The sequence below is a fragment of the Flavobacteriales bacterium genome, from assembly GCA_016124845.1.
Taxonomy (GTDB): Bacteria; Bacteroidota; Bacteroidia; order UBA10329; family UBA10329; genus UBA10329.
Window position 1 is genome coordinate 90,914 of the sequence record WGMW01000003.1, and the last position, 9,823, is coordinate 100,736.

Genomic DNA, 9,823 nt, shown 5'->3' on the forward strand with positions numbered 1-9,823 from the left:
AGCGTTGATCGGAATCTCATTGTTTGCTGAGGGAAAGATTCCTACTTCGAAACGAAAACAGGGCCGTATGTATTACGGATGGATTCGTCAAGCGAGTTCAGAAAGCGATTGTCGCTGTTGGAAAGCTGACCTGATGAAGCTACTTCCTGAATGACAATTCTCCCTTTTACAAGCGCATACGTGCGGTGAAAGGTCGTCTGTGGGTTCTCACTCTTCAATTTGCGGATCAACACGGGTTCATCGAGATTCGCATCAATGGTTTCGGTATTGTCGGAAGTGATTGTCGTTCCGTACGCAGTACCTCTCTGTGCCTCTTCACGATTGACGAATGTGATGAACTGCATGTAGCTGACGTCTGATTCCAATTTCACCACCTTCTCCGAATAGGCAGTTTCGCCACTTCTCAGGCTGTAATCCGTTTCATGGCGATGAGTGGTCACGATCGGAGCTCCCGGCCATGAGGTGATCAACGAAGTTCCCGGAATGGAAGTATGGGTTTTGGTAGCAGTCGGTTGCGTTCCGGCTGCATCGGCCTGATAGCAGAGGTTTCCCTCCTTTGTATCGTAAACCGAGTACGAACTGGCAAAGAAATGCCCCGGAACCGAGAGCTCTCGATGGTCGGAGTAGAGGAAGATGGTGATGACATCCTCGGTGGCTATTGCGTCCACATGAAAGTCGGCATAACCTCCGGTTGAATTTCCGGAAAGGGTCAGGTTGCCATTCTCCGTTTGCACGGCATCCCATTTCAGGTCACCCAATGGAAGTCCATACACCTTTTCCAACTCTGCCGAAAACTCTTCCGTGCGGCATTGAATGTCGTACGGGTCCGGGTTTTCCATTTTCACGGCCAGATACAGTTCATCATTGTTCGCGGCAGCCGCCATGTAGCCATAGGCGAGGGTGGTTGTCACAGGTCGGGCCGGAAATTCGCACCGAAGTCCCGTTTCTGGCATTTCCAATTTATAGGACCAGCCCCAGTCGTACTTTCTGTTCTTGGTGATCTGTGCGTTGGCCGACACGCCAGCCGCCAGCATTCCTGCTGCAAGGAAAAGTTTGGTTCTCATGATCTTAGGCTTTTAGAGATGCCCCGAAAAAAGGCACCACAGATTGGCGGCCATGGCCGCTCTCTTTCAGGTTCTCGCTTTGTAGATGAATCAAAAGCATTGGACAGCCTTTAACTCGATCGGTACTGAAAGGGTTACATTTTGTACTGCTGGAAGGAGAAGGCAAGCACAGGACAAGCACCTGAAGCGAGCTCAGGTGTTGATGGCAAAACCGAAATGCAAACGTCTGTTATCTGGACAGAACGATCGATCGACTATAAGGCCGATCGTTGGCAATGATGCGGTAGATGTACTGACCACCTGCAAGATTCTGATTGGCCGAGGCAAGCGGGACACGGTACGTTCCGGCACTTCGATAACCCGAATCCAATTGGTCGACCTGCTGCCCCATAATGTTGTAGAGTTGAACGGTCACATCCATGCCCACCGGCAAGGTGTATTGAACTGTTACCGAACCGTCTGGCATGTATAGCGGCTCGTGTTTGAGTGCCACACGTTCGTGTTCGGCAACCGAGGTAACGCATTCGAAACCGAGCTGCAACCTGTCGTAATGCACATTCAGCAAGGTTTCATCCACCACCGCTTCGGGTATGCACAGCCAGTTCTCAAGTACTGAGGCATACAGTTGGCGGTAATCGATATTGAACACAAGGTTTCCGGCATAGTCAAGATCTGTGAGCGATGGATGGTTGCCGATGAAACCATTTCCTTCCAAGGCAGGGCCGAAGAACATGGATGGTGCAGCCGCACCGTGATCTGTTCCGTCAGAAGCATTCTGTTCCGGGCGTCTTCCAAACTCGGAAATGGTCATGCTCAGCACATCGTTGTCTCTGCCGGAGGCCGCCAGATCCTGATAGAAGGTGGTCACGCTATTGGCAAGGTCGGTAAGGAGCGCCTGGTGCGCATCGGGCTGTTCGGCATGTGTATCGAAACCATCCAAGGTTACCAGATATACTTTGGTGCTCAAACCTCCTTTGATCATACGCGCCACCAACGAAAGTTGCTTGCCGAGTGAAGTATCGGCATAGGTCACCGCGTTTGTGCTGTTGTTGTACGCGTCATTGATCACACCTGCGTAGATGAATGTGCTGTTGGCGATTCCTCTGATGAAACCGACCTGCTCGCCATAGAGGCAGGGAGGAAGGTTGTTCACGTCATGCAACCAACCGTTCTGCGCCAACTGATACAGTTGATTGGGGTCGGCCACGGAAAACGCGTAGTCCGTGCTGTCCGAACCCTTGAACATCAGGTTGCCCACGCTACCGATCTGAATGGCCAGCGGTTCTTCGGGCGGATTGCTCAGATAATCGGGATATTCCTCTTCATAATATCGGCCGAGAAAACCGGAACTCAACACTTCCTGCGAATCGGTTCCTGTGGCCCAAATGTCGGATGAACGGAAATGCGAAAGGCTCTGTTCGTCATAGCCCACGCCATGCACTACTTTCATCTTGCCATCGTTCCAGAACGATTCCAGATCGTTCATGAAGTTGGGCATGGCGAACTCGGAACTGAGATTGAACGCATCAGACTGGTTGATCCGGATGGTGCTCCGCAGATTGGCGTAGGTCGAATAATCGTAGAGCGGAATGATGGTGTTGAGACCGTCATTTCCTCCTTTCAGCCGGATGAACACCAACGAACGGCCCGTTGATTCGGCTGCCGCCAATGCCTTGGCAAGCGGAGAAACAACTGTGGCACCCACTTTCATTCCGCCAAGCATCATGGATCCGCCAAGCCCGATGCCCAAGGTCTTGAAGAACGAACGCCTGTCCCATCTGGCATGCTCACGGTCATGCTCATTCTGCATCAACTTCAGCTCACCAGGCTTAGGGAAAGTCGGTTTCTGGTATTTCTTAAACTCTTTCATGGTCAGTGAGGCTTAGGTCAATTGAAATTCGGGGGTATGGGCAATGTGGCTGAGCAACAGATACACCTGATAGTGGGCGTACTGGGCATTCATGTCCCAAAGTCCCAAGGTGTAGTAATTGGATGGATAGACATCTCTGAACACGGTTGCCGCCTGATCGTAATCGGCCTGCGTTTGCAAGCCGCGTGGCATGAAGTAGTCCACAATGGTCTGGGTCACCAGATCGGGGTCGGAACTTACACCGCCCACCAGATCGATGGCAAACTGACGGAAGAGCTCCTGATCCTGTGAATAAACGTATTGAATGAAGTAATCGATAATGAGCCAACGCCCTGTGAGCGTACTGCTGTTGATCCACTCATGATTGCCCTGCCATCCGGCCACATCCACCGGGTTGAATATCTCTTGACCGAGCAATCCACCATAATATTGCGTGCCGTTGATAACGGTTGCATCGTACGGAAATCCGCTTTCTACAATGAAACCGACCATCATTTCCATCGGACTTTTGATCTTCACGCCAATGATATCATCGTCAAAGAAATGGTCGCTTTTGAACAGCTGACGAAGCACAGGGGCTATCTCGTAGTTATTGCTGGTAAAGGTTGAGGCCAATTCATCAATGATGCCTTGGTCCGGAACAGGACTTACAAAATACGTGTAGAGTTTGGTGCAGATGTGCTGCGCCACCTCATTCTCACGCTCGGAGAAGAGGATGTTCACCACATCGTCATATCCCCAGTTTCCGGTCTGCCCGAAAATGGTCTTATTGTCGTTGGAGTGCGATATGGAGTTGAACGTGATGGGTGCACAAGGCTCAACAAAACCATTATAACCGGTGAGTGCCTTGGCGGTTTCCACAATATCAGTTTGCGTGTAGCCATTGTTCAACCCAAGGGTGAAAAGCTCGTAAAGCTCCCGCGCATAATTCTCGTTGGGCGCCCCGGCCACATTCTCGTACGAATTCAGGAACACGATCATGGCATTGCTGGTGCCGATGCCGTGCACAAAGTCTTTGAAATTGCCCAGACCTTGTACCTGAAGCAGGTGGTAATACTCGTACATATAAGATGGACAGTTGTATACGTCTAAACGGGTAACGAAATGGTTGCTCCAGAAAAGCGTCAGTTTGTCGCGTAGCCCATTGGTGATCATATCGGTAATGAACTGACCGTACCAAGCAAGGATCTGGGCCGTTACCTCAGTATTGGGATTAGAATAGTCGGAAAGGGCCCAATCTCCCCAAGTAGGTGCCGAGGTTGGCGGTAGGGCAATGGCCGCATCGATCAGCGAATCCACCAATATGTCAGGATCCATTGTCAAGGCATTCTGAACTTCGGTATCGGTGGTGCCGAAGCCCATTCTACGATAAAGGTGTTTCACACGTCTTTTATCCCAAGGTTTAGCTACGCTGGGAACGTAAACGGAAATACCGTCAAGATCGCACGGTGCAGGAGGTAGAGGCATAGAGTGAACGTCTTAGATTGAACAACGTGATATTACACAATTTGAGACAATTGCAAATTGATGGACGGTAAGGTTATCAATTTCGTAACTGTTGATGGGGCATGAACATCAAGGCTTGAACCTTGGAAATTCATACTGCTAAGAGAATTGCTCGCAAATTACTGTTTCTCAGGTTTATCGAGCCAAAGACCTGTCTCTAATATGACCCCAAATCGAAGTGTCATGAAACTTGGGTTCTGTTCCCAACCACCAAAAGGTGTTGGTAGTTTGGCTCCTGTATGGAAAATGCCCGATGTGGCGAAATTGATACCGATGTGGGGTTTGACGATAAGTTGCGGGGCAATGGTCCATTTGTATGCGAACTCGATGCCCAGTTCAAACTGTTTTTTGATAAGTTGAAGTGATGATTGGTCTTTAATAGTTCCAGAAGAACCGATCACACTTGGAGGCCCTCCAGTTATCGTCTGAGAAGAGGTTCCCTTATACTTCAACTGCCATGATGGATGGAAGATGACACCCAGATGGAACTTGCGGCTAAGCTCGATGACCGGCTTTATGTAAAAGCCCATGTAGGTGATCTGTGCTTTTTCCTTCACGTCCAGATCGATTCGGGCGGTGGCGCGGTTAGCCCCAGTTCCAGTATCTATTTCAGCGTAAGCCGGAAAACTAATGTTGTAGCCACGCCCCGAGAACTGAAAACCGAATGCCATGGCCAGCTTATGGTACAGACGGATGCGTGCACCGAGACCAGCATCATATCCGAAGCCACCCACAGCTTTGTAAAAACCTCCCTGTATGGTCGTGGGCGTGTAGAAATGTGAGTAACCGATCGATCCCCATGCCTCAATGCCAAGTTTCGGCCCCCAACGGTAAAGCTCGTTCAGTTCATCTTGAGACATCGGTTTACGCGTCTTTTCTGGTGCATAGTAATCCTCATCCTGCGCCAAAGCAGCAAGACCGAACAGAGAAAAGAATAGAAGCACCGATATTCTCACGCTGTCAAAAATACCGATAGGGTGTCAGAGTTCAAGGTTCAATATTCAAGTCGCACAGATCGGCAGCCGTTAGCCGACCGCTTCCGCTATCTTTAGGGCAAATTGATGCCATGAGGTATTTCTTTGGTTTAACCCTTCTAATTTGTGTCTGTTTGCTATCTGCTACGGGTCAAACTCCTGCGGATTTTTCAGTTCACATGAAGGTGAACCCATCCTTTGGCAATACAGTGGAGATGATTATTGAATATGACGGGAGAATCTGTTCCGTAAACGGGAATCCCCATCTTCTCGATTCAACTGACAATTTGCTGAGGAGTCATCTTAATTCGCTTCGTGTAACTGCGGAAAAATTGATCGTAGAAGGGAACCTTAAGATGTCGAATAGAGTTTGGGGCGATGGTACAGCGACCAAAATAGATGTACTAAAGGATGGGAAGACGGTTCATACTGGTTTTCATAGTGGAAACAGTAACGATGACCCTTTGATCAATGAAATTGTGAGTGCTGCTTACAATGTCGTTTATGATATGATTGCCGATCATTCCACATCCCTTAAACCAAGTGATGGCGAACTCTACGATTTGGAATACAGCGAATGTCACGTAATTCGTTCTCCTATTAGAAAGGTTTCTGATCAGCCCTTGCGTTACCGCTGGTATGGTTGGGTCAACTCTCCCGAAACGGAAGAGGTTCTTAAGGTTTTCAATAGCTTTCCTGAAAACGAAACGGTGACCATCGAAGTTGGAAGATTTGTTCAGTTCTATCGAAAGGGAGAGTTTGCACGTATTTTCAGCAAGGAGCTTTCGAAGAAACCCAATATACGATGGATTGTGTGTGAAGAGAACAAAGGAATGTTACTTGGATATGGGATTCCGAAAAAGAATATCATTGCAACCAATCGAAAATTGGAGCCGGAAGTAACTAGGGATATGATTCTGTATTCTCCCTTTTCCTCTGGCCAGCAGTTCCATAGCGAGCAGCTCAAACGCATGTCACGTCATTGATTGGAACATAGCTGACCGCTTCCGCTATCTTTAGGGCAAATTGATGCCATGCGGTATTCTGTACTTGTAATTGTGTTGACCATGCTTGTTTCGTGCGGAGAAAAGAAACAGAAGAAGGAACCGATGGATTTCGGGGCGTTCAAAGAGCGTTTCATCCTTGACTTTTGGAGGTTGAATCCTGACTGGGCCTCTTATGTCGGGTTTCATGAGCATGATTCGCTCATGGTCATTCCGAATGAGGAAGGCCGAAAGACCGAGTTGGAATTCTGCCGCACCTACTTGGATTCACTCAAACAGTTCGACCCGAGCAAACTGAGCAAAAGCGAACTGACCGATCTGCGCATGATCCAGAATCAACTGGAGAAGCAGATATGGAATGTTGAGGTTTTCAGGTCCTACCAGTGGAATCCATCGGTGTATAACGTGGGAACGGCCTTTGGCATCATGATCAACGGAAAGTACGCGCCTTTGGAGCAGCGTTTGCGTGCCATGTCATCCAAAATGGAGAAACTGGATGCGTACTACGAAGCGGCCGAGGAGAACATCCAGAACCCTACGTTGCAGCACACACAGTTGGCCATTATGCAGAACAGAGGCGCGCTGGACGTGTTTGGGCCATCGCTGATAGACAGCGTGCATGCTTCTGAATTGAGCGATACGGAGAAAGAGAACATCCTTACCAATATCGAATTGGCCAAAGAGGCCATTGAAGGGTATGTGGAATTCTTGGAGTCGGAAGTGCTGCCCGCAGCCGAACTCAACGGGCGCGATTTCAGAATAGGGAAGGAGCTGTTCCTTCAGAAGTTCGACAACGAGATCGTTTCCACGTATTCTGCCGAAGAGATCTACCAGAAGGCGCTGGAGGCAAAGGAAGATCTGCATGGAAAGATGTTCGAACTCACGCAAAAGCTTTGGGAAACCTATCTTCCAAAGGAGAAGATGCCGGAGGACCGTTTGCTGGCCATCCGCCAGATGATCGATCGACTCTCATTGGAGCATTGCCACCGCGATAGCTTCCAAGCCACCATCGAAAAGCAATTGCCCGAACTGATGGCGTTTGTAAAGGAACACGACCTGCTCTATCTCGACCCTGAAAAACCATTGGTGGTGCGTAAAGAACCTGCTTACATGGCGGGTGTGGCGGGTGCTTCCGTTTCCGCACCTGGGCCCTACGATAGATTCGGAGACACATATTACAACGTGGGAACATTGGAGAATTACACCGATGAGGATGCCGAAAGCTATCTGCGCGAGTACAACAAATACATCCTTCAGATACTGAACATCCACGAGGCCATTCCCGGCCATTACGCGCAGCTGGTGTACAGCAACGAGTCGCCAAGCATCATCAAAAGCGTGTTCGGCAATGGTGCCATGGTAGAAGGTTGGGCGGTGTATACCGAACGGATGATGCTGGAGGAAGGCTACGGAAACAATTCGCCCGAAATGTGGTTGATGTACTACAAATGGAATCTGCGCACCGTCTGTAACACCATTTTGGACTACTCGATACACGTAAACGGAATGACCGAAGAACAGGCGATGGACCTGCTTGTCAATCAGGCATTTCAACAGGAAAAGGAAGCCACCAACAAATGGCGCAGAGCCACCTTGTCGCAGGTACAGCTATGCAGTTATTTCACCGGATTTTACGAAGTGATGCAGCTACGCGATGAGATGAAGAAGCGGTTGGGCGACAACTTCAGCTTGAAGACATTTCACGAAGAATTCCTTTCTTTCGGTTCGGCCCCGATCAAGTATGTGCGCGAGATGATGTTGGAGGAGAACGAACCATCATTAACCACGAGTGAATAGTCAGCGAATGGAAAGTCGAAGTATGTTCTTGTACCGATCGCTGATCGTCAATCGTAAATTGTCAATTGCAAATCATTAAAAGTGGCCATTTCCCTCGATTTCATACGTGATAGAATAGGCGGTCTTCGCAAGCAATGCGAAGGAGCGGAGGAAGGCATGGAACTGTCCTTGGCGCACTTCACCTCGGCATTTGATGTACCGACAGCGCATTGGAGCAAACTGGTGCACGAAAGCGGCAATTTCCTGCTATCGGCCCCATACTTGGCCGCGCTGGAGCAGCATCCGTACAAGGGCATGTGTTTCCACTACATTGTGGCTTACCGCAATGAGGAGCCCGTGGCCATTCTGTACTATCAGGAAACCGATGTGCACATCACCAACGTGGATAAGAATGTGGACACCAATAAGGTGGGCGATACGCAGTCGTTTCTCGAAAAGGCCAAGGGCATGGTCTCGGCCAGTTTGGAGAGCATCAAAGCACGATTGCTTATTCAGGGAAACCTGTTGCAGTCGGGCGAGCATGGTGCTTTCTTCACCGAAACGCTGACCTTGCCAGAACGCGCGCTGATCGTGGACACGGCCTGGCGGAAGATCGTAGAATCGAACCGCTCGGGGAAGAAGATCCGCTGCATCCTTATCAAAGACATCAACGAGCCGCTGAAGCAGGAACTACAGCTATTGGACAACGACCTGACACCGTTTGCGGTGCAACCGAACATGACCTCGACCATCCGCCCCGATTGGGAGGATTTCGACAGCGTGATGAACGATTTCAGTTCCAAGTACCGGGTAAGGGCCAAGGCGGCCATCAAAAAGGCGGAGCATCTTACGCTGAAAGCGTTCAGCGTGGATGACATTCAGCAGCACAACGACACCATCATGCAACTTTTCAAGAATGTGGAGGCCGGGGCCGATTTCCACATGGTGAGCATCCATCCGCGGTACTTCCTCGACCTGAAGGCCGCCCTCGATGACCACTTCGTGGTGAAGGGCTTCTTCGATGATGAAAAGCTCATCGGGTTCTATTCCTACATCCGTGGGTTCGAGCACAGCTACGCCAGTTTTGTGGGGCTGAACTACGATTACAATCAGGATTGCTCACTCTACCAGAACATCCTTTACCATTTGCTGGACGATGCCATTAAGGATGGTGTGAAAAGCATTGACCTGGCGCGTACGGCCATGGAGATCAAAAGCACGATGGGTGCCGAGCCAGTGGACCATCATTTGATGATCAAACACCTCAATTCCATCACCAATTCCATCCTCAAGCGCTTCATTACCAACATCCGCCCCAAAGAGTGGACGCAGCGAAAGCCGTTTAAGGGACAGTAATTGAAGCCGTTGATTCGATGCGTTGCGTCTTTAATGTCACATACTGGGAATGGGAGAAAATCCCTCGCCTTAAGGCGAAGACCTGAGTTTGATGGTTTTGAAGGATGCAGAATTACCGAAAGACCTCTCATAGCCTATATGACCTGAAGTATCATGTTGTGCGGATAACCAAATATAGGAGGAAGGTACTTGTTGGAGAGGTTGCTCATCGGGTCCGGGAACTGATAAGAATGATATGCAAGCAGCATGATGTGGAGACCATCAAAGGCCATG

General features: G+C 49.5%; 8 protein-coding genes. 4 read left to right on the plus strand and 4 right to left on the minus strand.

The genetic code is table 11. From position 1 onward, the window contains the following. Positions 1–41 precede the first annotated feature (41 nt). The 4 genes from GC178_01175 to GC178_01190 all read right to left on the minus strand — a co-directional run bounded on the left by GC178_01175 (position 42) and on the right by GC178_01190 (position 5,396). The gene (locus GC178_01175) at positions 42–1,064 is read right to left on the minus strand and encodes a hypothetical protein (protein ID MBI1286168.1); all 1,023 of its coding nucleotides are present in this window, start codon (positions 1,062–1,064) and stop codon (positions 42–44) included. 229 nt (positions 1,065–1,293) lie between these two features. Further along, on the minus strand, positions 1,294–2,874 hold the full coding sequence (locus GC178_01180) for a DUF1501 domain-containing protein (GenBank protein ID MBI1286169.1): 1,581 nt from the start codon (positions 2,872–2,874) through the stop codon (positions 1,294–1,296). A gap of 72 nt (positions 2,875–2,946) precedes the next feature. Next, on the minus strand, positions 2,947–4,401 hold the full coding sequence (locus GC178_01185; GenBank protein ID MBI1286170.1) for a DUF1800 family protein: 1,455 nt from the start codon (positions 4,399–4,401) through the stop codon (positions 2,947–2,949). 158 nt (positions 4,402–4,559) lie between these two features. Beyond that, the gene (locus tag GC178_01190) at positions 4,560–5,396 is read right to left on the minus strand and encodes a hypothetical protein (GenBank protein ID MBI1286171.1); all 837 of its coding nucleotides are present in this window, start codon (positions 5,394–5,396) and stop codon (positions 4,560–4,562) included. Between the two features lie 110 nt (positions 5,397–5,506). Here GC178_01190 and GC178_01195 point away from each other — a divergent pair, with 110 nt between their 5' ends. The 4 genes from GC178_01195 to GC178_01210 form a co-directional block, all read left to right on the plus strand. Next, complete coding sequence (locus GC178_01195; protein ID MBI1286172.1) at positions 5,507–6,400, plus strand: hypothetical protein; 894 nt, start codon at positions 5,507–5,509, stop codon at positions 6,398–6,400. Positions 6,401–6,448: 48 nt separating this feature from the next. After that, complete coding sequence (locus GC178_01200) at positions 6,449–8,215, plus strand: DUF885 family protein (GenBank protein ID MBI1286173.1); 1,767 nt, start codon at positions 6,449–6,451, stop codon at positions 8,213–8,215. 81 nt (positions 8,216–8,296) lie between these two features. Further along, positions 8,297–9,550 (plus strand): GNAT family N-acetyltransferase, encoded by a 1,254-nt coding sequence (locus tag GC178_01205; protein ID MBI1286174.1) that lies wholly within the window; start codon positions 8,297–8,299, stop codon positions 9,548–9,550. A gap of 104 nt (positions 9,551–9,654) precedes the next feature. Beyond that, positions 9,655–9,823 (plus strand): IS200/IS605 family transposase (locus GC178_01210; GenBank protein MBI1286175.1); only part of this gene is annotated, 169 nt, incomplete at its 3' end.

Excerpts from the sequence above, each read along its gene's own strand:
- GC178_01175 (MBI1286168.1), bottom strand. The coding sequence starts at position 1,064 with ATGAGAACCAAACTTTTCCTTGCAGCAGGAATGCTGGCGGCTGGCGTG.
- GC178_01180 (MBI1286169.1), bottom strand. The coding sequence starts at position 2,874 with ATGCAGAATGAGCATGACCGTGAGCATGCCAGATGGGACAGGCGTTCG.
- GC178_01185 (MBI1286170.1), bottom strand. The coding sequence starts at position 4,401 with ATGCCTCTACCTCCTGCACCGTGCGATCTTGACGGTATTTCCGTTTAC.
- GC178_01195 (MBI1286172.1), top strand. The coding sequence starts at position 5,507 with ATGAGGTATTTCTTTGGTTTAACCCTTCTAATTTGTGTCTGTTTGCTA.
- GC178_01200 (MBI1286173.1), top strand. The coding sequence starts at position 6,449 with ATGCGGTATTCTGTACTTGTAATTGTGTTGACCATGCTTGTTTCGTGC.